Origin of the sequence: Streptococcus sp. HMSC077F03, from assembly GCF_001812375.1 — a bacterium.
Classification (GTDB): Bacteria; Bacillota; Bacilli; order Lactobacillales; family Streptococcaceae; genus Streptococcus; species Streptococcus oralis_S.
In genome coordinates, this window is the sequence record NZ_KV808745.1 from 1 (window position 1) to 22544 (window position 22544).

General features: G+C 40.5%; 20 protein-coding genes, 2 tRNA genes and 1 pseudogene. 18 read left to right on the forward strand and 5 right to left on the reverse strand.

Annotation, left to right across the window (positions count from 1 at the left end; genetic code table 11):
• Positions 1-59 precede the first annotated feature (59 nt).
• Together HMPREF2853_RS00005 and HMPREF2853_RS00010 are read left to right on the forward strand one after the other, a co-directional pair.
• Positions 60-133, forward strand: a tRNA-Ile gene (locus tag HMPREF2853_RS00005).
• Positions 134-139: 6 nt separating this feature from the next.
• Positions 140-227, forward strand: a tRNA-Ser gene (locus tag HMPREF2853_RS00010).
• 76 nt (positions 228-303) lie between these two features.
• Here the strand turns inward: HMPREF2853_RS00010 and birA are convergent.
• Both birA and HMPREF2853_RS00020 read right to left on the reverse strand, forming a co-directional pair.
• Entirely contained in the window at positions 304-1239 is a 936-nt protein-coding gene (gene birA, locus HMPREF2853_RS00015; protein ID WP_049501568.1) for a bifunctional biotin--[acetyl-CoA-carboxylase] ligase/biotin operon repressor BirA, read from the reverse strand.
• Positions 1236-2096, reverse strand: a complete 861-nt coding sequence (locus tag HMPREF2853_RS00020; RefSeq protein WP_049478407.1) for an AraC family transcriptional regulator — start codon at positions 2094-2096, stop codon at positions 1236-1238. Before HMPREF2853_RS00020 ends, birA begins: the two co-directional genes overlap by 4 nt.
• A gap of 107 nt (positions 2097-2203) precedes the next feature.
• On the opposite strand from HMPREF2853_RS00020, the gene HMPREF2853_RS00025 reads away from it, so the two are divergent.
• The 10 genes from HMPREF2853_RS00025 to pnuC all read left to right on the forward strand — a co-directional run bounded on the left by HMPREF2853_RS00025 (position 2204) and on the right by pnuC (position 14386).
• On the forward strand, positions 2204-4366 hold the full coding sequence (locus tag HMPREF2853_RS00025) for an alpha-galactosidase (RefSeq protein WP_049479600.1): 2163 nt from the start codon (positions 2204-2206) through the stop codon (positions 4364-4366).
• A 34-nt stretch (positions 4367-4400) separates the two neighbouring features.
• On the forward strand, positions 4401-5651 hold the full coding sequence (locus tag HMPREF2853_RS00030; protein WP_049501569.1) for an extracellular solute-binding protein: 1251 nt from the start codon (positions 4401-4403) through the stop codon (positions 5649-5651).
• 18 nt (positions 5652-5669) lie between these two features.
• The gene (locus HMPREF2853_RS00035; RefSeq protein WP_033584257.1) at positions 5670-6542 is read left to right on the forward strand and encodes a carbohydrate ABC transporter permease; all 873 of its coding nucleotides are present in this window, start codon (positions 5670-5672) and stop codon (positions 6540-6542) included.
• 16 nt (positions 6543-6558) lie between these two features.
• Positions 6559-7392, forward strand: a complete 834-nt coding sequence (locus HMPREF2853_RS00040; protein ID WP_000711260.1) for a carbohydrate ABC transporter permease — start codon at positions 6559-6561, stop codon at positions 7390-7392.
• 196 nt (positions 7393-7588) lie between these two features.
• Positions 7589-9031, forward strand: a complete 1443-nt coding sequence (gene gtfA, locus HMPREF2853_RS00045) for a sucrose phosphorylase (protein WP_049501570.1) — start codon at positions 7589-7591, stop codon at positions 9029-9031.
• 132 nt (positions 9032-9163) lie between these two features.
• The gene (locus HMPREF2853_RS00050) at positions 9164-10357 is read left to right on the forward strand and encodes an O-antigen ligase family protein (protein WP_008289123.1); all 1194 of its coding nucleotides are present in this window, start codon (positions 9164-9166) and stop codon (positions 10355-10357) included.
• Between the two features lie 144 nt (positions 10358-10501).
• Positions 10502-10945: a MarR family winged helix-turn-helix transcriptional regulator gene (locus HMPREF2853_RS00055; protein WP_000872571.1), complete on the forward strand. Its 444-nt coding sequence runs from the start codon at positions 10502-10504 to the stop codon at positions 10943-10945.
• A 72-nt stretch (positions 10946-11017) separates the two neighbouring features.
• Entirely contained in the window at positions 11018-11746 is a 729-nt protein-coding gene (locus HMPREF2853_RS00060) for an ATP-binding cassette domain-containing protein (RefSeq protein WP_049501572.1), read from the forward strand.
• The gene (locus tag HMPREF2853_RS00065) at positions 11739-13259 is read left to right on the forward strand and encodes an ABC transporter permease/substrate-binding protein (protein ID WP_049501573.1); all 1521 of its coding nucleotides are present in this window, start codon (positions 11739-11741) and stop codon (positions 13257-13259) included. Before HMPREF2853_RS00060 ends, HMPREF2853_RS00065 begins: the two co-directional genes overlap by 8 nt.
• A gap of 389 nt (positions 13260-13648) precedes the next feature.
• Complete coding sequence (gene pnuC, locus HMPREF2853_RS00070; RefSeq protein ID WP_000014133.1) at positions 13649-14386, forward strand: nicotinamide riboside transporter PnuC; 738 nt, start codon at positions 13649-13651, stop codon at positions 14384-14386.
• A gap of 33 nt (positions 14387-14419) precedes the next feature.
• On the opposite strand, the gene HMPREF2853_RS00075 is transcribed toward pnuC, so the two are convergent.
• A complete protein-coding gene (locus tag HMPREF2853_RS00075) occupies positions 14420-14752 on the reverse strand; it encodes a hypothetical protein (protein WP_000958147.1) in 333 nt (110 codons plus the stop codon).
• Positions 14753-14778: 26 nt separating this feature from the next.
• Positions 14779-15333, reverse strand: coding sequence for a TetR/AcrR family transcriptional regulator (locus tag HMPREF2853_RS00080; RefSeq protein ID WP_000166618.1), 555 nt, complete (start codon positions 15331-15333; stop codon positions 14779-14781).
• 132 nt (positions 15334-15465) lie between these two features.
• Here HMPREF2853_RS00080 and HMPREF2853_RS00085 point away from each other — a divergent pair, with 132 nt between their 5' ends.
• From HMPREF2853_RS00085 to HMPREF2853_RS00095, 3 genes are all read left to right on the forward strand, one after another.
• Positions 15466-16353, forward strand: a complete 888-nt coding sequence (locus HMPREF2853_RS00085) for a cation diffusion facilitator family transporter (protein WP_070534512.1) — start codon at positions 15466-15468, stop codon at positions 16351-16353.
• Positions 16354-16558: 205 nt separating this feature from the next.
• Complete coding sequence (gene nmlR, locus HMPREF2853_RS00090; RefSeq protein WP_001022654.1) at positions 16559-16912, forward strand: stress response transcriptional regulator NmlR; 354 nt, start codon at positions 16559-16561, stop codon at positions 16910-16912.
• Positions 16913-17950 (forward strand): zinc-binding dehydrogenase, encoded by a 1038-nt coding sequence (locus HMPREF2853_RS00095; protein ID WP_049501574.1) that lies wholly within the window; start codon positions 16913-16915, stop codon positions 17948-17950.
• Between the two features lie 67 nt (positions 17951-18017).
• On the opposite strand, the gene galR is transcribed toward HMPREF2853_RS00095, so the two are convergent.
• Positions 18018-19019, reverse strand: coding sequence for a DNA-binding transcriptional regulator GalR (gene galR, locus HMPREF2853_RS00100; protein WP_049501575.1), 1002 nt, complete (start codon positions 19017-19019; stop codon positions 18018-18020).
• A gap of 164 nt (positions 19020-19183) precedes the next feature.
• Here galR and HMPREF2853_RS00105 point away from each other — a divergent pair, with 164 nt between their 5' ends.
• The 3 genes and pseudogenes from HMPREF2853_RS00105 to HMPREF2853_RS00120 all read left to right on the forward strand — a co-directional run bounded on the left by HMPREF2853_RS00105 (position 19184) and on the right by HMPREF2853_RS00120 (position 22518).
• Complete coding sequence (locus HMPREF2853_RS00105) at positions 19184-20362, forward strand: galactokinase (RefSeq protein WP_045616738.1); 1179 nt, start codon at positions 19184-19186, stop codon at positions 20360-20362.
• Between the two features lie 11 nt (positions 20363-20373).
• Positions 20374-21034: pseudogene (locus HMPREF2853_RS09860) on the forward strand (HAD family hydrolase).
• Positions 21031-22518, forward strand: coding sequence for a UDP-glucose--hexose-1-phosphate uridylyltransferase (locus tag HMPREF2853_RS00120; RefSeq protein ID WP_000077634.1), 1488 nt, complete (start codon positions 21031-21033; stop codon positions 22516-22518). Before HMPREF2853_RS09860 ends, HMPREF2853_RS00120 begins: the two are co-directional and overlap by 4 nt.
• Positions 22519-22544 lie beyond the last annotated feature (26 nt).

Below are 22544 nucleotides of genomic sequence, written 5' to 3' on the forward strand. Positions count from 1 at the left end.
CGCGAGTTCGATTCTCGTCACCCGCTTTGAACGAAAGTTCATACCAAGTTTTTGAACTTGGGCGCGTAGCTCAGGTGGTTAGAGCGCACGCCTGATAAGCGTGAGGTCGGTGGTTCGAGTCCACTCGTGCCCATTAATAGGAGAATTACTCAAGAGGCTGAAGAGGACGGTTTGCTAAATCGTTAGGTCGGGTAACCGGCGCGGGGGTTCGAATCCCCCATTCTCCGTACGTTAAGAGAGCTGTTAGGCTCTTTTTTTGTATGTAAATCCCCCTTCTAAATCATTAAAAGGGGGATTTGTTTATTACCAACCCGTTAGTGATATTTCTCCGCTATTTAGCCAGATAGTATGTTTATCTTCAAATTCGACTTGTAGTTGGCCGGATTCTGAGATTTCTTTTGCAAGACCTTTCTCAAATTTTCCGTCTAGCTGGAAAGTAACTTCTTTTCCAAGAACGATTGATCTTTCTTTATAGATATAAAGTAGCTCATCTGAATCCGTATTGTAGAAACAATTCCATATTTCGCTGATGAGCTCATTACGACTAATTGGTGCAGGTGGCATAAATAGGCTGCCTGCTTTTTCTTTTAGGTCTTCTGGGAAGTCTGCTATAGAAAAATTTATACCAAGTCCGATAATGACGTCTGTAACCAAGCCTGTCTCAACTGATGTCATCGCTTCAGTGAGGATACCTGCTATCTTTTTATTTTTAAAGTAGATGTCATTTACCCATTTGATATCTACTTCTATCATAGTTAGGTTTTTAATGGCTTTGTAGACTGCAGCAGCTACAAGGAGAGTATAGGAAGGGAGTTTTTCATAAGGAAGATTGGGTTGAACATGCAGGGACATATAGATCCCCCCCTGAGATGGAGAATAGTAGCGGCGCTGAAAGCGGCCACGACCTGCTGTTTGACAGGTTGAAAGATAGAGTGTATTTCCTTTGTTTCCAGCTTCAATCCCTTCTTTTGCATCTGTTTGGGTTGATTTGGTCTCAGGTTTGTAGCGAATGGTTAAGTTGGTGTTCTCCTGAATCAAATCAGGCAATATCAGATCGCCTTGAATAAGCTTATAGCCTCTATTTTTGATACTGTCAATTTCTAGGCCTTCTTGTTGAAGACGTTGGATCGCTTTCCATATGGATGTACGGCTTAAATTCAGTTCTTCTCCGATTTTTTCTCCGCTAACATAATCGTTTTCTCTAGCTAATATTTGGTAGACTAGTTGGTGTGATTTCATTGATTTTCCTTTCTAGCTAAGAGGGAGTGAGAGTATTCTTTTCGAGTTTGACTAGGTGTTTTATGAAAAAACTGTTTGTAGGCTTTTGAGAAATGTAGTGGGTCTGAAAAACCTACAGAATATGCAATGACTTTGATCGTTTCATTTGTGTGTTCTAGTAACTGTTGAGCACGGTTCATTCGAACGAAAAGTAAATACTCTTTTGGAGAGAGTTGGTGAAATTCTTTAAACACACTAGTTAAGTAACTTCTATGAACCGATAGCTCTTTTGCTAAATCTTGAATGGTGAGCGATCGTGGATAGTGACTATCAATTAATTGTTTGCAGTCAAGATAGAGCTGGTGAGTTGATGAAATATTCTCTTTTTTCTGATTGGGAGCAATCGTTCCTAGATGAAACATTAGTTCATGGAGTTGTCCCATGATGTGGAGTTGAGCCAATTCATTAGATTTTGTAATCTGAGCAAAGCAGACAATATCTGAGATGAGTTTTGCAGTTGTTTGTGTATGACAGTTATTTGACTGGATGAGGTAGGATTGGTCAGAAATTTGAGATAGAGCAAAGTAGTCAGGTGCCCTCCCTCCAGTGATCCCCAACCAGTAGTAAGCCCAAGGATCCTGGCTATCTGCTTGATAGAATGTTAATTCATCTGGTTTTAGTAAAAAGAAATCTCCTGCCTTTAAATCAACAATTTTCCCCTTATAATGGAATTGACCTTTTCCTTTAGTAATGTAATGTAGTACATAGGTATCTCGAATAGCTGGACCAAAAGAGTAATTAGGCGTGCATTCTTCATAACCGTAGAAGCTAAGAGAAAGATCAATTGTTCCAGTCTGGTATTCTGAAAAAACGAGCATGGGCCACCTCCTACCTAACATTTTACCATACTTTGTAGACATTTCTCTATTTTAGAAAGCGCTTTTATGTGCTAAAATTTTATCAAGAAATAGATGAGGTACAATTTATGGGAGTTCGAATAGAGAATAATCTATTTTACGTTGAGAGTAAAGGTTTAAGTTTGATTATTGAAAATAGGGATGGATTCTTATTATTAAAACATTTAGGAAAGACTATTAAGAACTATAGAGGGGCTAATAGTGTTTACGAACGCGATCATGCTTTTTCTGGTAATCCCATAGCTACTAATCGAACCTTTAGTTTGGATACGCAACGTCAGATTTTTGGACAACATGGTTTGGGTGACTTTAGAAAACCAACTTTACAGGTTCAACATGATGCAACTGAAGTAACAGACTTTCGATTTGTAGAAGCAAAGATTTTAAAAGGTCAGAATGGTCCACAGGGCTTACCTTCTCCTCACAGCATGGATGCTACAGAGACGCTTGCCTTGATTTTAAAAGATTCTAAGGCTCAACTTAGTCTGACTTTGTATTATACAGCTTTTGATAATGATGCGACAATTGCTAGTTACAGCAAATTGGAAAATAATAGCAATCAGGAAGTTGTCATTTATAAGGAATTTTCTTTTATGGCTGATTTTCCTGCTGCAGCTTACGAAATAGTAACTCTGCAGGGAGCTTATGCTCGTGAAAAGACTGTCCGACGTCAACAGGTAGAGCAAGGAATCTTTTCGATTAGTTCGAACCGTGGAGCTTCTGGGCATGCTCAAACACCTGCTCTTATATTATGTGATCAAGGAGTTACAGAGGATGCTGGGAATGTGTTTGCTATTCAACTGATGTATAGTGGAAACTTCGAAGCTTTTGTCCAAAAGAATCAACTGAATGAAGTTCGGGTGGCTATTGGCATTAATCCAGAAAACTTTTCTTGGAAGTTAGATCCTGAGGAAAATTTTGAAACACCGGTAGCTTTAGTGACCTATTCAGATAAGGGATTAACTGGTATTAGTCATGAAAGTCAGAATTTTGTACTTAAGCACATTATGCCAAGTAAATTTTCTAAAAAAGAGCGTCCAATTCTAATCAATAACTGGGAAGCTACCTACTTTGACTTTCAGAGAGAAAAACTGTTAGAACTAGCTGATGAAGCTAAGAAAGTTGGAATTGAACTTTTTGTATTAGATGATGGGTGGTTTGGTAATCGCTTTGATGATAATCGTGCTTTAGGTGATTGGGTTGTGAATGAGAAAAAACTGGGTGGAAGTCTAGAAAGTCTGATTTCAGCGATCCATGAAAGAGGTTTGCAGTTTGGGCTTTGGTTAGAACCGGAGATGATTTCTGTTGATAGCGACTTGTATCGCAAACATCCTGACTGGGCTATTCAGGTTCCAGGTTATGAGCATACCTATTCTCGAAATCAATTAGTACTTAATCTTGCCAATCCTCAGGTAGTAGAATATTTGAAAAATGTTTTAGATGAACTCCTCTTTCATCATAAAATTGACTACATCAAATGGGATATGAACCGCAATATCACTAATCTGGGGAATGGTTCAGTTTATCTGGAAACCCAGATGCAGTCTCATCAGTACATGATGGGGCTTTACGAACTCGTTTCTTATCTGACAGAGAAGCATAGCCATATTCTCTTTGAGTCCTGCTCAGGTGGTGGTGGACGAAATGATCTTGGTATGATGCGTTATTTCCCACAAGTCTGGGCTAGTGATAATACTGATGCTATTGCACGTTTACCAATCCAATATGGTTCATCCTATCTCTATCCAACCATTTCTATGGGGGCTCATGTGTCAGCAGTGCCAAATCATCAGATGGGACGAACGACACCATTGGAAACTCGTGGTCATGTGGCAATGATGGGAAATCTGGGCTATGAGCTTGATTTGACAAGTTTATCAGATGAAGAGAAGGCTGAGATTGCTAATCAGGTGAACTTGTATAAAGAATTGCGACCAGTAGTCCAGTTGGGGAATCAGTATAGGTTAATCAATCCCGATGCTGAATCCAATGAAGCAGCTGTGCAATTTAACTATGGAAATCAAACGATTGTGACCTACGTCCGAGTCCTGTCAGTTGTGGAAACAATGGAAACCACCTTGAAACTGAAAGACTTAGAAGTGGAAGGGCTTTATGAGCTGGAAGGGACAAACATTGTTTACTCGGGTGCAGAGCTCATGTATGCAGGTTTAACTGTTACCCTATCACCAGGAGATTTTTTGAGTAGACAGTATAAATTCAAAAGACTATAATAAAAGCGTATAAATTTATCAAGGAGGCATTCCAATGAAATGGTATAAGAAAGCAGGTTTTCTTTTAGTAGCTGTGGCAAGTTTACTAGGCCTAGTGGCTTGTGGTCAGAACAATCAATCAGCTGATGGTAAGGTAACGATTGAGTTTTTTAACCAGAAGACCGAGATGGCAGATACCTTGCAAAGGATAGTGGATGATTTTGAGAAGGAACACCCTAATATTGATGTAAAGCTGACTACAGTACCTTCAGCTGGAATTGTTCTAAAGACTCGGATTTTATCAGGAGATGTTCCAGATATTATTAATGTCTATCCTCAAAATATGGATTTTCAGGAGTGGGCGAAGGCAGGCTATTTTGCAGATATGACAGAAAAACCCTATCTTGAGAACATCAAGAATGACTATGCCGAAAAGTATGCAATCAATAACAAGATTTATAGTGTGCCATTAACAGCCAACCTTTATGGAATCTATTACAATAAAACGAAGTTTAAAGAATTAGGACTTGAGGAACCGAAGACTTTTAAAGAATTTCAAGAGATTGTCAAAAAGATAAAAGATAGTGGAAATTCTCCGTTTGCGGTTGCAGGCAATGAAGGCTGGACATTAAATGGTTACCACCAACTTTCTCTCATTACCCTTACGGGTAGTGGAGACGCGGCTAATAACTATCTTCGCTTTTCAAAACCAAACGCAATCTCTGCAGATGATGCTATTTTAAAAGCAGATGCAGAACGACTCGATTTATTAGCAGATAATGCTCAAGATGGTTGGCGTGGTGCCTCTTATAATGATGCGGTGGTAGCATTTTCGAGTGAAAAAGCCTTGATGATGCCACAAGGATCATGGGCATTAGCCGCAATTAATCAACAGGATCCAAAATTTGAGGTGGGGATGTTCGCCTTCCCTGGAGAAGAAGTAGGAAAAGAAGTCACTGTTGGTGCAGGGGACATGGCATTATCAACTTCAGCTACTACCAAACATCCGAAAGAAACCGAAGAATTTATCAGCTATATGACTAGTCCAAAAGCTATGCAGTCATACTATGATGTAGATGGATCACCAGTTGCGGTGAAAGGCATACAGGAAAAAGAAGATTCAGCGCTTGCAGCTATTTCTAAACTGGCTTTTACGGACAAACATTATGTTTGGTTGGGCCAACGCTGGAACTCTGAAGAAGACTTTTTTAATCTAAGTGCAGGTTACCTGATGGATAAAAATCTGAAAAATATGGCAAACAATCTCAATGCTTTCTTTAATCCAATGAAGGCAGATTTGGACTAGAATAGGAGTTAAGATGATATGGCTATTCGAAAATTTTTAAATAAATACTGGGGTTGGACATTTTTGCTCATCCCGCTTGCTTTACAAGCTATCTTCTTTTACTTTCCAATGGTACAAGGTGCTTTCTATAGTTTGACTAACTGGACTGGATTGACCTATAATTATAAATTTGTTGGTTTAAATAACTACAAATTGCTGATGATTGATGGGAAATTCTTCACAGCCATAGCCTTTACTTTGATTTTAACTCTGGCATTGATTATTGGAGAGATTACGATTGGGATGGTTGTGGCACGAGCCTTAAATTCTAAGATGAAGGGGCAGACCTTCTTTAGAGCTTGGTTCTTTTTCCCGGCTGTTTTGTCTGGTTTGACAGTTTCCTTGATTTTTAAACAATTCTTCAACTATGGTCTTCCAACGATTGGAAAAATTTTAGGAATTAGCTTTTTACAAGAGAGTCTATTGGGGACACCAGTTGGAGCGGTAGTGGCAACTATTTTTGTTCTTCTATGGCAAGGAGTAGCTATGCCAATCATTCTCTTTCTTGCTGGTCTTCAGAGTATTCCAAATGATATTTTAGAGGCAGCATCAATTGATGGTGCAACAAGTAAACAAACCTTTTGGAAGATTGAATTGCCCTATTTACTGCCAACGATCTCAATGGTTTTTATCTTGGCTCTTAAGTCTGGTTTGACAGCCTTTGACCAAATTTTTGCGTTGACGAGTGGTGGTCCAAATAATGCTACAACGTCTCTTGGACTTTTAGTCTACAACTATGCTTTCAAGAGTAATCAATATGGATATGCGAATGCAATTGCCTTGATTTTATTCTTAATTATTGGAATTGTTTCTCTGATCCAAATCAAGCTATCAAAGAAATTTGAAATCTAATAGAGGAGTCCTACACATGAAAAAAGAAGAAAAATTGAATCAGTTTTGGAAATATGTCCTCTTGATAGTCGGTGGTATTTTTATACTTGTTCCTTTGTTGGTAACGGTATTTAGTTCTTTCAAAACAACTAAGGATATCATGAATCATTTCTTTAGTTTGCCCAATCCTTTTACGTTGAGTAATTATGAACGATTGATTTCGGATGGAATTGGAGGCTATTTCTGGAATTCAGCAGTTATTACGGTGTTATCATTGATTGTAGTAGCTTTCTTTATACCAGCTGCAGCTTATTCCATTGCTCGAAATATGTCCAAGAAAAAAGCCTTTGCAATTATGTATTCGCTCCTGATCTTAGGGATATTTGTTCCATTTCAGGTGATTATGATTCCCATCACAGTTATGATGAGTAAACTCGGTCTAGCAAATATGTGGGGGCTAGTAATACTCTACCTAACTTATGCTATTCCACAGACTCTCTTCTTGTATGTTGGTTATATAAAAATCAGTGTACCAGATAGTTTGGATGAAGCTGCGGAAATTGATGGAGCTGATCGTTTTACAATTTATCGTCGAATCATTTTTCCAATGTTGAAGCCCATGCATGCGACAACTTTGATTATCAATGCTCTCTGGTTCTGGAATGACTTTATGTTGCCACTCTTGATTCTGAATAAGGATTCCAAGATGTGGACTTTGCCTCTCTTCCAATACAACTACCAAGGTCAGTACTTCAATGACTATGGCCCAAGTTTTGCATCTTATATTGTGGGAATTGTAACGATAACAATTGTCTACCTCATCTTCCAAAAACATATCATTTCAGGAATGAGTAACGGGGCAGTGAAGTAAGAAAGTGCTTATGGAATCTATAATTCCATACATAGAGGAACGGTTCAGCTTGTTGGCATTTCTATGTAGAAAACAAGAAAGTCGTATTTAGTTGATTGCAGTCTATATTAGTACTGAACAAAAATCTAAAAATATCTTTCATTTACGAAGCCAGGTCATATAAGACTTGGCTTTCATTAGAAAAAGGAGAACATCTATGTCCATTCAAAATAAAACTATGTTGATTACTTACTCAGATAGTCTTGGAAATAACCTTAAAGACTTGTATGAGAATTTGGAAGAACATTTTGGCGATGCTATTGGGGGAGTTCACCTTCTACCATTTTTCCCGTCAACAGGTGATCGCGGATTTGCACCAGTGGACTATGATGAAGTGGATCCAGCGTTTGGTGATTGGGAGGATGTTAAGCGTTTAGGTGAGAAATATTATCTTATGTTTGACTTTATGATTAACCATATTTCTCGTCAATCTAAATATTATAAGGACTATCAAGAAAAACATGAAGCTAGTGAATTTAAAGATCTCTTTTTAAACTGGGACAAGTTTTGGCCGGAAAACCGTCCGACACAAGCTGATGTAGATTTAATTTACAAGCGTAAGGATCGTGCACCAAAGCAAGAGATCGTTTTTGCAGACGGTTCAGTAGAACATTTGTGGAATACCTTTGGTGAGGAGCAGATTGATCTTGATGTGACCAAAGAAGTAACGATGAGCTTCATCCGTAAGACGATTCAACATCTAGCAAGTAACGGGTGTGATTTGATTCGCCTAGATGCTTTTGCTTATGCGGTGAAGAAATTGGATACCAATGATTTCTTTGTGGAACCAGATATTTGGGACTTATTGGATAAGGTCCGGGATATAGGAGCTGAATACGGTGCAGAGCTCTTACCTGAGATTCATGAACACTATTCGATTCAGTTTAAAATAGCGGATCATGATTACTATGTTTACGATTTTGCCCTTCCAATGGTGACCCTTTATACTCTTTACAGTTCCAGAATAGAGCGCTTAGCTAAGTGGTTAAAGATGAGCCCGATGAAGCAATTTACGACACTAGATACCCATGATGGGATTGGAGTGGTAGATGTCAAGGATATCCTGACCGATGAGGAAATTGACTATGCTTCAAATGAGCTCTATAAGGTTGGAGCGAATGTCAAACGTAAGTACTCTAGTGCAGAGTATAACAATCTAGATATCTACCAAATCAATTCAACCTACTATTCTGCACTTGGAGATGATGATGTCAAGTACTTCCTCGCTCGTTTGATTCAAGCTTTTGCGCCAGGCATTCCTCAGGTTTACTATGTGGGTCTATTAGCAGGAAAAAATGACTTGAAATTATTAGAAGAAACCAAAGAAGGTCGAAATATTAATCGTCATTACTATAGCAATGAGGAAATAGCAGAAGAAGTTCAACGTCCTGTGGTGAAGTCCCTTCTCAATCTATTTTCTTTCCGTAATCGGTCAGAGGCCTTTGACCTAGAAGGGACTATTGACATTGAAACACCAACAGCTCACAGCATTGTAATCAAACGTCAAAATAAAGACAAGTCCGTAACAGCAGTAGCAGAAATTGATTTGCAAAGTCAGACCTATCAAGTAGTGGAAAACGGTAGAAACATTCAGTTCTAGTGCCATATTAATGAAAGATTTTTTTTGTGGCGAAAACGTGTTCATTGTTCCCAAATGACGGAAAAAATGGTAGAATATAAAGATAGTTTAGCATTTATCTTCTGGAGAAATTCAGAACAGAAAGGATCCGTTTTGAAATCAATTGGATTACTGGATAAGATAAGAGGGCTTTCGAAAAAAGATTTCTTTTTGTATTTGATGATCATAAGTATCTTTTTACCTTTTTATTTGTTCTTAGCCCTCTTTGCTTTATATTTGATAGGTTTACTTGTTACTGGGGAAATGAAGGGAATTATCAAAGGATTGGCCAAACATCCTGTACTTCTCTTTTTTATTGCCTACAGTAGTATCATCTCTATCGTCGCCAAGAACTGGCTTGGATTGGTTGCATCTTTACTGATGTTTCTCTTCCTCATTTTCTTTAGCTTCTACCAGAAACGTCTGACACATGCTTTCTTTCGACTGATACTGCAGACAATCTTGTTTGGTAGTGTGCTCTCTGCGGCTTTTGCTACTTTGGAGCATTTCCAAATTGTAAAGAAATTTAACTATGCCTTTCTTTCGCCCAATATGCAGGTATGGCATCAGAATCGGGCAGAAGTGACCTTTTTTAATCCTAATTACTATGGAATTATTTGTTGTTTCTGTATCATGATTGCCTTCTATCTCTTTACAACGACCAAGTTGAATTGGTTGAAGGTATTCTGTGTGATTGCAGGCTTTGTTAATCTCTTTGGATTGAACTTTACTCAAAATCGAACTGCCTTTCCTGCTATTATCGCTGGAGCCATCATTTATCTCTTTACAACCATTAAAAACTGGAAGGCCTTTTGGCTTAGTATCGGGGTCTTTGCGATTGGCTTGAGTTTCCTTTTTTCTAGTGATTTGGGAGTTCGGATGGGGACTTTAGATTCCTCTATGGAAGAACGCATTTCTATCTGGGATGCTGGGATGGCCTTGTTTAAGCAAAATCCTTTTTGGGGGGAGGGGCCATTGACCTATATGCACTCTTATCCTCGGATAAATGCTCCTTATCATGAACATGCTCACAGCCTTTATATTGATACGATTCTGAGTTACGGAATTGTGGGAACCATTTTATTAGCTTTGTCTTCTGTTGCTCCTGTTCGTTTGATGATGGATATGAGTCAGGAGTCGGGGAAACGTCCAATTATCGGTCTTTATCTATCTTTCCTTACAGTGGTTGCTGTGCATGGAATCTTTGACTTGGCCCTTTTCTGGATTCAGTCAGGTTTCATTTTCTTGTTAGTTATGTGCAGTATTCCATTGGAGCGTCGAACCTTGGTATCAGACATGACGGATTAAGTTTATAAGATTGAAATCTTCTACCTTGAGTAGGAGATTTTTTACTGAGAAAAATTAGTTCTAAATCGAAATAGTTGACAATTGGAATAATAAGTATTATAATGTTTTTTATTCGTATCGATATAGAAATAAATTGGAGGTTTCATGAAATATTGTCATTTGGTAGCCCATCATATTCGTTTGTTGAATGGGCGGCTTTTTCAAAAGTTACTGAGACAAGACCCTGACTCTCTTTATCGGAGTGAGCAGGGAAAGATTTTAGCGGTTTTATGGAATAGTAAGACGGGCTGTGCAACTGCGACAGATATTGCGCTTGCGACTGGGCTTGCTAATAATACGTTGACGACTATGATAAAAAAGTTAGAGGAGCAAAATCTTATAACTGTCAGTCCGTGTGGAGAAGATAAGCGTAAGAAGTATTTAGTTTTAACAGAGTTGGGCAAGTCCCAGAAAGAAGTTGGGCAACGTGTCAGTCAGAGATTGGATACTATCTGTTACAAAGGATTTTCAGAGGAAGAAATTCGTCAGTTTGAAGGTTTTCAAGAAAGAATTTTGGCTAATCTGAAAGAGCAGGAAAATGAGGTTTAGAATGGGGTAAATTAGTTATTAAAAGTTTGGTAACTTGACAAACCGAGGAAAATTTTAAATTGAGGACAAAGAATGATTGAATACAAAAATGTAGCGCTACGCTACACAGAAAAAGATGTTTTGAGAGATGTCAATTTACGGATTGAGAATGGGGAGTTCATGGTTTTAGTTGGTCCATCTGGATCTGGTAAGACAACCATGATCAAGATGATTAACCGTCTTTTGGAACCAACTGATGGAAATATTTATATGGATGGCAAGCGCATCAAAGACTATGACGAGCGGGAACTTCGTCTTTCTACTGGTTATGTTTTACAGGCCATTGCTCTGTTTCCCAATTTAACGGTTGCAGAAAATATTGCTCTCATTCCTGAGATGAAGGGGTGGAGTAAGGAAGAAATAGCGACGAAAACAGAAGAGCTTTTGGCTAAGGTTGGTTTACCAGTAGCTGAGTATGGGCATCGACTTCCGAGTGAATTATCTGGTGGAGAACAGCAACGGGTCGGCATTGTCCGTGCTATGATTGGTCAGCCTAAGATTCTCCTCATGGATGAACCCTTTTCGGCTTTGGATGCTATTTCGAGAAAACAGTTGCAGGTTCTGACGAAAGAATTGCATAAAGAGTTTGGGATGACAACGATTTTTGTGACCCATGATACGGATGAAGCTTTGAAATTAGGTGATCGTATTGCTGTTTTGCAGGATGGAGAGATTTGTCAGGTGGCGAATCCCGAGACGATTTTAAAAGCGCCTGCAACAGACTTTGTAGCAGACTTGTTTGGAGGTAGTGTTCATGGCTAATTTGATATCAACTTTTCAGGATCGTTTTGGTGATTGGGTAACAGCTCTATCTCAACATTTGCAGTTGTCACTTTTGACCTTGTTACTAGCTATTTTTATTGCAGTCCCCTTAGCGGTATTTCTTCGTTATCATGAAAAGATGGCGGACTGGGTCTTGCAGATTGCAGGGATTTTCCAGACCATCCCGTCTCTTGCCTTGTTGGGGCTCTTCATCCCCTTGATGGGAATTGGAACCTTACCGGCCTTGACAGCTCTAGTGATTTATGCGATTTTCCCGATTTTACAAAATACCATCACTGGGCTGAAGGGAATTGATCCGAGTCTGCAGGAGGCTGGGATTGCCTTTGGGATGACCAGATGGGAGCGTCTCAAGAAATTCGAAATTCCACTTGCCATGCCTGTTATGATGTCTGGGATTCGGACGGCAGCGGTCTTGATTATCGGTACGGCAACCTTGGCAGCCTTGATTGGGGCAGGCGGACTGGGTTCCTTTATCCTTTTGGGGATTGACCGTAATAATACCAGTCTGATTTTGATTGGGGCGCTTTCTTCAGCAGTGCTTGCCATTGCCTTTAACTTCCTACTAAAAGTGATGGAAAAAGCAAAATTGCGGACGATTTTCTCTGGTTTTGCCTTGGTGACCTTATTGCTCGGTCTGTCTTATAGTCCAGCTCTATTAGCTCAAAAAGAGAAAGAAAACTTGGTGATTGCTGGGAAATTGGGACCGGAACCAGAAATTTTGGCCAATATGTATAAACTCCTCATTGAAGAAAATACCAGTATGACTGCGACTGTTAAACCGAATTTTGGGAAAACAAGCTTCCTCTATGAAGCTCTGAAAAAAGGGGATATTGACATCTATCCTGAATTTACGGGTACGGTGACTGAAAGTTTGCTTCAACCAGCACCTAAAGTGGGGCATGAGCCAGATCAGGTTTATCAAGTGGCGCGTGATGGCATTGCCAAACAGGATCATCTTGCCTATCTCAAACCCATGTCTTATCAAAATACCTACGCTGTAGCTGTTCCGAAAAAGATTGCTCAAGAATATGGCTTGAAGACCATTTCGGACTTGAAAAAAGTGGAAGGGCAGCTGAAGGCAGGTTTTACACTCGAATTTAATGACCGTGAAGATGGCAATAAGGGCTTGCAATCAATGTATGGTCTCAATCTCAATGTAGCGACCATGGAGCCAGCCCTTCGCTACCAGGCAATTCAGTCAGGCGATATTCAAATCACAGATGCATATTCGACAGATGCAGAATTGGCGCGTTATGATTTACAGGTCTTGGAAGATGACAAGCAACTCTTCCCACCTTATCAAGGAGCTCCACTAATGAAAGAAGCTCTTCTCAAGAAACATCCTGAGTTGGAGACAGTTCTCAATAAATTGGCTGGTAAAATTACTGAAAGCCAGATGAGCCAGCTCAACTACCAAGTCGGTGTTGAAGGCAAGTCAGCAGAACAAGTAGCCAAGGAGTTTCTCCAAGAACAAGGATTGTTGAAGAAATAGATTGAAAATGTCAAACTCAACTTCTTTAAATGACATACAGAAGAATGCTCAGACAATGTTGTCTGGGCTTTTTTAGTGTCAGAATTAATGATTTTCATTTTTAAATGGAAAATAAGAGGAAATTTTCAGGATTTTCAAAATTTTACTGTAAATACACTTGACTATTCAGAAATTAGTTGTATAATGAGTTGTGAACTACTTAACAAATAAGGATTTCCAGCTCATGTCGACTAAGGATGGAAATCTTGTGTATAGACAGTTCAGTAGATATATAATAGAGCGTTGCGTCCGAAAGTCTATCCAGACACAGCTCTTTAAAAACAAAAGGAGAAAATATGACGACTTATTTGTAAACAAAACTCAAGAATATCAAAATTACTCTTGGTGAAATGTCTGGCGGTTACCGCCGTATGGTTGCTGCTATGGCTGATTTAGGATTTTCAGGAACTATGAAGGCTATCTGGAATGACCTCTTTGCCAATCGTAGTTTTTCCCAGTGGCTTTACCTGCTAGTTTTAGGAAGTTTTCCAATCTGGCTTGAGTTGATTTATGAACACCGCATTGTTGACTGGGTTGGGATGATTTGTAGCCTGACTGGAATTATCTGTGTCATCTTTGTATCAGAAGGTCGAGCAAGTAATTACCTTTTTGGTTTGATTAACTCTGTCATTTACCTTATCTTGGCTTTGCAGAAAGGCTTCTATGGTGAGGTTTTAACAACTCTCTATTTTACAATTATGCAGCCAATTGGTCTCTTGGTTTGGATTTATCAAGCCCAGTTTAAGAAAGAACAACAAGAGTTTGTCGCACGTAAACTAGACGGCAAGGGTTGGACAAAGTATCTTTCTATTAGTGTTCTTTGGTGGTTGGCCTTTGGGTTTATTTATCAGTCTATCGGAGCTAATCGTCCCTATCGTGATTCTATCACTGATGCGACCAATGGTGTAGGGCAAATCCTCATGACAGCTGTTTACCGTGAACAGTGGATATTCTGGGCTGCTACTACTGTCTTTTCAATCTATCTCTGGTGGGGAGAAAGCCTGCAAATCCAAGGAAAATACCTGATTTACTTGATCAATAGTCTAGTTGGGTGGTATCAGTGGAGCAAGGCAGCAAAAAGCGCTTAAAAAGTAAAAAAGGATCATCTGATCCTTTTTGTGTTAGAGCAAAATGAATAATACCGTAATGATAATAGCGGTCGTTATACGAACGATGTGGTGCGAGATATGTTGCTTTTCTTTCTGTTGGCCGTTCCAGTAGGCTCCATAGCAGACGATACTCGAACCCACAATCCATAGAAGAATGGTTGCAACTGGAACGAAGTAAAAGATGGCTAGAGCCAGAGATGTGAGGCAACTGCCAACCAAGATGCACGTGTTTCCCAGACTGTAGTTCTTTTGTTTCATGGCTGAAAAAGCAGCAGCAAGGTGAAGCAATGAGAAGGCGAGAGCTAGTACAATTGTTAGTATTCCTAGAATCATCGAAGTTAACATAGTTGGTTCCTTTCTGAGTTTCAGGCTTAGTTATCAAGTGGAGTTGTAGAGGTCATCTCTATTACATCAAGGTAAAATTTCACCACTTGGTTTTCGGTATAAGATTTTCCTTTTTTTAGCCACCAAGTTAGGGTCTCGATAAAGTTCGTTACAACAAAATGCTGGAGGTAGGAGTCCGGAATGTTTGGATAGGCTTCTTGCAAGTCATCCGCCACCATGGGATAAACGTGGTGTTTGAGTTCCCTGTGTAGTTGGCGGAGGAAGTAGTCGTTTTTGGAAAAAAGGAGACTGGTGACATGGTCCTGGTTTTTCTGAAAATGTAAAAAGATATGTGCGAGGTAGTCCTCGGTAGTCAAGTGTCCTTCCCTTTCAAAGAGATGATGAAAGAGGTAGCGACAGAGCTCATCTAAAAGGAGTTCCTTACTCTCGTAGTGACAGTAAAAAGTGGAGCGCCCAACATCTGCTAGGTCAATGATATCCTGAACAGTAGTGGCATCATAGCCCTTGTCGTTCAAAAGTTGTAAAAAAGCTTGGTAGATGGCTTTTTTCGTCTTGCTGACTCGACGGTCTCTTTTTGTCATATAGACACTAGTGACAAACTGTTCAGAACTGAACAGGACTGACAGTTTGCTTCTATCCTTTCTTTGGATTTTATTAGATAATACAAATGAAAGAAGTATGTATATACCCATTATACCAAAGGAGGGAGAGAAATGAGTTCTAAAACATCTATCTGGTTAGCTTTTTTCTTAAATTTAAGCTATGCGATTGTTGAGTTTATCGCAGGAGGAATCTTTGGTTCGAGTGCAGTTCTTGCTGATTCTGTTCATGACTTGGGAGATGCTATAGCCATTGGCATATCTGCCCTTTTAGAAACGATTTCCAATCGTGAAGAAGATAGACAGTACACCTTGGGTTACAAACGTTTTAGTCTTTTAGGGGCCATGCTAACGGCTGTGATTCTTATGATAGGGTCTGTCCTAGTGCTTTTGGAAAATGTCACAAAGATCGCTCACCCGCAACCCGTTAATGAGGAAGGGATTCTCTGGCTGGGAATCATTGCGGTAGCTATCAATGTGCTAGCTAGTCTGGTAGTTCGTAAGGGAAAAACAAAGAATGAATCTATTCTTAGCTTGCATTTTTTGGAAGATACTCTTGGTTGGTTGGCTGTCATTCTAATGGCGATTATTCTTCGATTTACGGACTGGTATATCCTCGATCCGCTTTTATCTCTGGTCATTTCCATCTTTATTCTGTCGAAAGCCATTCCACGCTTTTGGAGTGCACTAAAAATTTTCCTAGATGCTGTGCCAGAAGGGGTCGAGACAAGTGATTTGGAGAAAGATTTAGAGGCTCTACCCAATGTCAAAAGTGTTAATCAACTTAGCATTTGGTCCATGGATGGTCTAGAGAATAATGCTATTGTTCACATTTGTATCAAGGACTGGGAACAGATGATGGAAACCAAAGAAGTAGTGCGTCAATTTTTAGAAGAAAGAGGCGTGCAGAATATCACTATTGAAGTAGATAGCAGTCAAAGCAATCATGCGCAACATAGACGGAGAGTGAGAGAGTTAGAGCAGAAGCATGGGCATCATTAGTATAGAGTCAAGAATGATTGAACCCCTATGTTATTTGAAATAGAGTATTTTCTTTCCAGTTTAAATATTTTAAAAATTTGGTAATTAAAAGAATTTTTCTTTTAGATGCAAAATGTTTGACTTGGAGTCAACTCAAAGTTGTATAATAAGATAAGTGAGTTATCATTGCTTAAATTCAATGAAGGATATGAAAGGAGGCTAGTATATGAATATTAAATCTGTCAGCGACTTATTGGGAATTTCAGCGGATACGATTCGGTATTATGAGCGAGTTGGTCTTGTGCCACCGATTACTCGAACTGCAACTGGGATTCGTGACTTTCAAGATCAGGATATAGAAGCACTGGAATTTATTAAGTGTTTCCGTTCGGCGGGTGTCTCTGTAGACAGTTTAGTTGACTATATGTCGCTCTACCAAAAGGGGGATGAAACGCGAGAGGGAAGGCTTGGTATTTTAGAAGAGGAAAAGAAAAAATTAGAAGAGCGCTTTTCTCAGTTACAGACGGCTTTAAATCGCTTAAATCTCAAAATTAAACTTTACAAGGAAGGAAAATTTTAAATGAAATCAGCAGTATATACAAAGGCAGGCAAGGTTGGACTTGCTACAATTGAACGTCCGCAAATTATAGAAGCAGATGATGCTATTATCCGCATTGTCCGTACTTGCGTTTGTGGTTCGGACCTCTGGAGTTACCGTAATCCAGAAATCGAAGAAGGACATAGAAATAGCGGTCATGAGGCTATCGGAATTATCGAAGAAGTTGGTGAGAACGTTACTACAGTAAAATCAGGAGACTTTGTCATCGCACCTTTCACCCATGGCTGTGGGGAGTGTGATGCCTGTCGCGCTGGCTATGATGGGACTTGTGACCGCCATATTGGCACCAACTGGTCTAACGGGGTCCAAGCAGAGTACATCCGTTTCCACTTTGCTAATTGGGCACTTGTGAAAATTCCAGGTCAACCTTCAGATTATAGCGAAGGCATGCTCAAGTCACTTTTGACACTTGCTGATGTCATGCCGACAGGCTATCATGCGGCGCGTGTTGCTAATGTGCAAAAGGGCGACAAGGTGGTCGTTATCGGGGATGGGGCTGTTGGTCAATGCGCTGTCATTGCAGCTAAGATGCGTGGTGCATCACAAATTATCCTTATGAGCCGTCATGAAGACCGCCAAAAGATGGCCTTGGAATCAGGGGCGACAGCTGTTGTGGCTGAACGTGGCGAAGAGGGAATTGCCAAGGTGCGTGAAATCCTCGGTGGTGGAGCAGATGCAGCCCTTGAATGTGTTGGGACTGAAGCAGCCGTTGAGCAGGCCCTTGGAGTCCTTCATAATGGAGGACGCATGGGATTTGTCGGTGTTCCACATTATAATAACCGTGCCCTTGGTTCAACCTTTGCCCAAAATATTTCAGTGGCAGGTGGAGCAGCCTCAGTTACCACTTATGACAAACAAGTTTTGTTAAAAGCGGTTCTTGATGGAGACATCAATCCAGGTCGCGTCTTTACTTCAAGTTATAAACTGGAAGATATCGACCAGGCTTATAAAGATATGGATGAACGCAAGACCATTAAGTCTATGATTGTGATGGATTAACAATGAAAATCCTAATGGAGATTTGAGACTCTCTATTAGGATTTTTTGCGTTGGTATATTTGTTGAGTTATGGCAGCGTACTTTCTCTCAAAGTCAGTCTGGTTCCCAGCATGGTTAGGCTAGGTATTTTGCGACCGTGGAGGACTTCCTTGTTAAGAATATCCATACCTGCTCGGCCCATTTCTTCGGTATAGACGGTAATGCTAGAAAGAGGAGGATAGACCTGCTTGGTCAGGCTAGTGTCGTTAAAAGAAATGAGGCTGACGCGGTCTGGTAGGCTAATTCCAGATTCTTGAAAGGCACGGAGGGCACCGATGGCTAAACTATCGCTGGCTGCGAAAAAGGCTGGTGGGAGTTGTTCTCCTAGCTTGTGAATGGCCTCCTTCATCAAGTCATAGCCAGACTGGGCAGTAAAGCTCCCCTGAAAGACCAGTTCTTCATGGTAGATTCCATTTGCTTGGGTATAGTCTTTGAAATTTTCTAGTCGCTTATCCTGGATAATTTCTTCCTGGTCGGTTGTTTCCTCAAGGCCTGTGAGAATTCCGATATGGTTCATACCTTTGCTGAGGAAATGGTCTACAACTTGTTTCACAGCAGTGTAAAAGTCAGTGATAATACAGGTATGACCTAATGAGAGGGTATCGCTGTCTATAAAGACTAGAGGTTTTTGGTATTCTTCAAAGGCAGCAATCTGAGCTCGGCTAAATTTTCCGATGCAGAGAATGCCAATCACTTCCTCGCTCAGTGTAAAAGGATGGTCATTAAAATAGCGCAAGATATCATAGTCCAACTCTTGGGCTCTTTTTTCAATACCGAGACGAATCTGGTAGTAGTAGAGATCTTCCAACTCCCCTTGTTCGCTGACCCATTGGATAATGGCAATCTTTTGCTTTGGTTTGTGGGATTCGCCTGTCTTGAGGTGCTTAGTATAGCCTAGCTCTTCCGCGACGGTTAAAATACGGTGTCTGGTTTCTTCTGTGACAGATAGGCTCTGGTCGCGATTGAGGACACGAGATACGGTCGCAATAGAGACAGAGGCTAGCTGTGCGATGTCTTTTAAGGTAGCCATAAATCCTCCTCCTTTTAGGTTAGTATATCATATTTTTCTGATTTTTACTGATAGTTTAGTAAAAGTTTAGTAAAAAGGATTGACCTTGGTAAATCCCTTGGATACAATAGAAGAAAACGATTACACGTTAAGATGACTTAACGGAAAGTCAAAGGAGAATTTATATGACACAAGATCTTACTACTGAAGCCCTTCGCAAAGATTTTCTTGCCGTTTTTGGTCAAGAAGCAGACCAAACTTTCTTTTCACCAGGTCGTATCAATCTGATTGGTGAACACACGGACTACAACGGTGGTCACGTTTTTCCAGCTGCTATTTCTTTGGGAACTTATGGTGCAGCTCGCAAGCGTGACGATCAAGTTTTGCGTTTCTACTCAGCCAACTTTGAGGACAAGGGTATCATCGAAGTGCCTCTTGCTGACCTCAAATTTGAAAAAGAGCACAGCTGGACCAACTATCCAAAAGGGGTTCTTCATTTCTTGCAAGAAGCTGGGCATGTGATTGACAAAGGGTTTGATTTTTATGTTTATGGGAATATCCCAAATGGTGCAGGCTTGTCCTCTTCAGCATCCTTGGAACTCTTGACAGGGGTTGTGGCAGAGCATCTCTTTGGTTTAAAACTAGACCGTTTGGATTTGGTTAAAATCGGAAAACAAACAGAAAACAACTTTATCGGAGTAAACTCTGGTATCATGGACCAGTTTGCCATCGGTATGGGTGCTGACCAACGTGCCATTTACCTGAATACCAACACTTTGGAGTACGACTTGGTGCCACTTGATTTGAAGGACAATGTCGTTGTTATCATGAACACCAACAAACGTCGTGAACTGGCGGACTCTAAGTACAATGAACGCCGTGCTGAGTGTGAAAAAGCTGTGGAAGAATTGCAAGTTGCCTTGGATATTCAGACCTTGGGTGAATTGGATGAGTGGGCCTTTGACCAATACAGCTATCTGATTAAAGATGAAAATCGCTTAAAACGTGCTCGCCATGCTGTGCTTGAAAACCAACGTACTCTTAAAGCTCAAGCAGCCCTTCAAGCAGGTGATTTGGAAACCTTTGGTCGCTTGATGAATGCATCTCACGTTTCTTTGGAGCATGACTATGAAGTAACTGGCTTGGAATTGGATACCCTTGTTCACACAGCTTGGGCTCAGGAAGGTGTTCTGGGTGCTCGTATGACAGGGGCAGGATTTGGTGGCTGTGCCATTGCCTTGGTGCGAAAAGATGCTGTTGAGGCCTTTAAAGCAGCTGTTGGCAAGCACTATGAGGAAGTCGTTGGATATGCTCCAAGCTTCTATATCGCTGAAGTTGCAGGTGGCACTCGCGTTTTAGACTAGGAGAGAAGTAAATGGACGCTGTAATATTTGATTTAGATGGCTTATTAGCTGATACTGAGATCATTTCTCTAAAAGTTTATCAAGAATTGCTTAAAGATTTTGGAATTCCTTTCACAGAAGAAACATATTCTAGAGAATACAGTGGACATAGGGAAGAGGAGAATGTTCAACGATTTTTAGATAACTATGATTTACCTTGGAACTTTGACCAAACCTTGGAAAAAGTTTATGAACTGGAAGCTCGAATATTAGCCAAAGGTGTAAATTTAAAAAAAAGGTGCTAAAAATTTGCTTGCTTTTTTGCAAAGAGAAGGTATTCCAATCGCTCTAGCAACTTCAAGTGTTGAATCTAGAGCTAGAATGATTTTGGATAGTAATGGGATACTGTCCCTATTTGACCATCTAGTTTTTGCAAAAGATGTAAAGCGAAGTAAACCTTACCCTGATATATTTTTAAAGGCCTGTATTGATTTGAATGTTTTACCAGAGAATTGCTTAGTACTAGAGGATAGTGAAGCAGGGATTGAAGCAGCGTATAGAGCTGGGATACCAGTTATTTGTATTCCAGACTTAAAAATGCCAGCACAGTCTTTCTTAAATAAAACAGAACAAGTTTTTCAGGATTTAGATGCTGTCAGAGATTATTTAGAAAGTAAGAAGGAGAATCAATGAGTCAAGGAGTTCTAGATGCATTTATCACGGAAGTCATTGCTGAAAGTTCATTTGAGGAAATGGATCGAATCTACCTAACCAATCGTGTCTTAGCACGAGTGGGTGAAGGTGTTTTGGAAGTTGAGACTGATCTGGATGAGTTGATTGACCTTAAGGACCAGTTAGTCGAGGAAGCAGTTCGATTAGAGACGATTGAGGACAGTCAGACTGCGCGTGAAATCCTCGGTTCTGAACTGATGGACTTGGTAACTCCTTGTCCAAGTCAGGTTAATCGTGACTTTTGGACAACCTATGCTCACTCTCCTGAGCAGGCGATAGGTGATTTTTACCAGCTCAGCCAGAAAAATGACTACATCAAGCTCAAGGCTATTTCTAAGAATATCGCTTATCGTGTACCATCAGACTACGGAGAACTGGAGATTACTATCAATCTGTCTAAACCTGAAAAGGATCCAAAAGAGATTGCGGCAGCTAAGTTGGTTCAAGCTAGCAATTACCCACAGTGTCAACTCTGTCTAGAGAACGAAGGCTACCATGGTCGGGTTAACCATCCAGCTCGAAGCAATCACCGCATTATCCGTTTTGAAATGGCGGGTCAGGAGTGGGGCTTCCAGTATTCGCCCTATGCTTATTTTAATGAGCACTGTATTTTCTTAGACGGCCAGCATCGCCCCATGGCTATCAGTCGTCAGAGCTTTGAGCGTCTGCTGGCTATTGTAGAGCAGTTTCCTGGCTATTTTGCAGGCTCTAATGCCGACCTGCCAATCGTGGGAGGCTCTATTCTCACCCATGACCACTATCAAGGAGGCCGTCACGTGTTTCCTATGGAATTGGCTCCTTTGCAAAAGGCTTTCCGATTTGCTGGTTTTGATCAGGTCAAGGCTGGGATTGTCAAGTGGCCTATGTCAGTGCTACGTTTGACCTCGGATTCAAAAGAAGATTTGATCAACTTGGCTGATAAGATATTGCAGGAATGGCGTCAGTATTCAGATCCTGCAGTGCAAATTTTGGCAGAGACAGACGGGATACCGCATCACACCATTACACCCATTGCGCGTAAGCGTGATGGACAGTTTGAATTGGACTTGGTCTTGCGGGACAATCAGACTTCGGCAGAGCATCCGGATGGCATCTATCATCCCCACAAGGATGTCCAACATATCAAGAAGGAAAATATCGGCTTGATTGAGGTCATGGGCTTGGCTATTTTGCCACCACGCCTGAAAGCAGAAGTGGAGCAAGTCGCTAACTACCTAGTGGGAGAAGATGTCTCAGTTGCCGCTTATCATCAGGAATGGGCAGACCAACTCAAAGTCCAACATTCAGATCTGACGGATAAAGAAAAAGCCCTTGAAATCGTTAAGGACTCTGTGGGTGCTATCTTTGCTCGTGTACTTGAGGATGCAGGAGTCTACAAGCAAACGGAACAGGGACAAGCATCCTTTATGCGCTTTGTTAATCAGGTTGGAATTTTACCAGACTAGTGAATAATTCTTGCCTAGTCTTGTAA

What these genes read in the sequence shown, in the direction of transcription:
- birA (WP_049501568.1), bottom strand. Translation starts at nt 1,239, where the DNA reads ATGAAATCACACCAACTAGTCTACCAAATATTAGCTAGAGAAAACGAT.
- HMPREF2853_RS00020 (WP_049478407.1), bottom strand. Translation starts at nt 2,096, where the DNA reads ATGCTCGTTTTTTCAGAATACCAGACTGGAACAATTGATCTTTCTCTT.
- HMPREF2853_RS00025 (WP_049479600.1), top strand. Translation starts at nt 2,204, where the DNA reads ATGGGAGTTCGAATAGAGAATAATCTATTTTACGTTGAGAGTAAAGGT.
- HMPREF2853_RS00030 (WP_049501569.1), top strand. Translation starts at nt 4,401, where the DNA reads ATGAAATGGTATAAGAAAGCAGGTTTTCTTTTAGTAGCTGTGGCAAGT.
- HMPREF2853_RS00035 (WP_033584257.1), top strand. Translation starts at nt 5,670, where the DNA reads ATGGCTATTCGAAAATTTTTAAATAAATACTGGGGTTGGACATTTTTG.
- HMPREF2853_RS00040 (WP_000711260.1), top strand. Translation starts at nt 6,559, where the DNA reads ATGAAAAAAGAAGAAAAATTGAATCAGTTTTGGAAATATGTCCTCTTG.
- gtfA (WP_049501570.1), top strand. Translation starts at nt 7,589, where the DNA reads ATGTCCATTCAAAATAAAACTATGTTGATTACTTACTCAGATAGTCTT.
- HMPREF2853_RS00055 (WP_000872571.1), top strand. Translation starts at nt 10,502, where the DNA reads ATGAAATATTGTCATTTGGTAGCCCATCATATTCGTTTGTTGAATGGG.
- HMPREF2853_RS00060 (WP_049501572.1), top strand. Translation starts at nt 11,018, where the DNA reads ATGATTGAATACAAAAATGTAGCGCTACGCTACACAGAAAAAGATGTT.
- HMPREF2853_RS00065 (WP_049501573.1), top strand. Translation starts at nt 11,739, where the DNA reads ATGGCTAATTTGATATCAACTTTTCAGGATCGTTTTGGTGATTGGGTA.
- pnuC (WP_000014133.1), top strand. Translation starts at nt 13,649, where the DNA reads ATGTCTGGCGGTTACCGCCGTATGGTTGCTGCTATGGCTGATTTAGGA.
- HMPREF2853_RS00075 (WP_000958147.1), bottom strand. Translation starts at nt 14,752, where the DNA reads ATGTTAACTTCGATGATTCTAGGAATACTAACAATTGTACTAGCTCTC.
- HMPREF2853_RS00080 (WP_000166618.1), bottom strand. Translation starts at nt 15,333, where the DNA reads ATGACAAAAAGAGACCGTCGAGTCAGCAAGACGAAAAAAGCCATCTAC.
- HMPREF2853_RS00085 (WP_070534512.1), top strand. Translation starts at nt 15,466, where the DNA reads ATGAGTTCTAAAACATCTATCTGGTTAGCTTTTTTCTTAAATTTAAGC.
- nmlR (WP_001022654.1), top strand. Translation starts at nt 16,559, where the DNA reads ATGAATATTAAATCTGTCAGCGACTTATTGGGAATTTCAGCGGATACG.
- HMPREF2853_RS00095 (WP_049501574.1), top strand. Translation starts at nt 16,913, where the DNA reads ATGAAATCAGCAGTATATACAAAGGCAGGCAAGGTTGGACTTGCTACA.
- galR (WP_049501575.1), bottom strand. Translation starts at nt 19,019, where the DNA reads ATGGCTACCTTAAAAGACATCGCACAGCTAGCCTCTGTCTCTATTGCG.
- HMPREF2853_RS00105 (WP_045616738.1), top strand. Translation starts at nt 19,184, where the DNA reads ATGACACAAGATCTTACTACTGAAGCCCTTCGCAAAGATTTTCTTGCC.
- HMPREF2853_RS00120 (WP_000077634.1), top strand. Translation starts at nt 21,031, where the DNA reads ATGAGTCAAGGAGTTCTAGATGCATTTATCACGGAAGTCATTGCTGAA.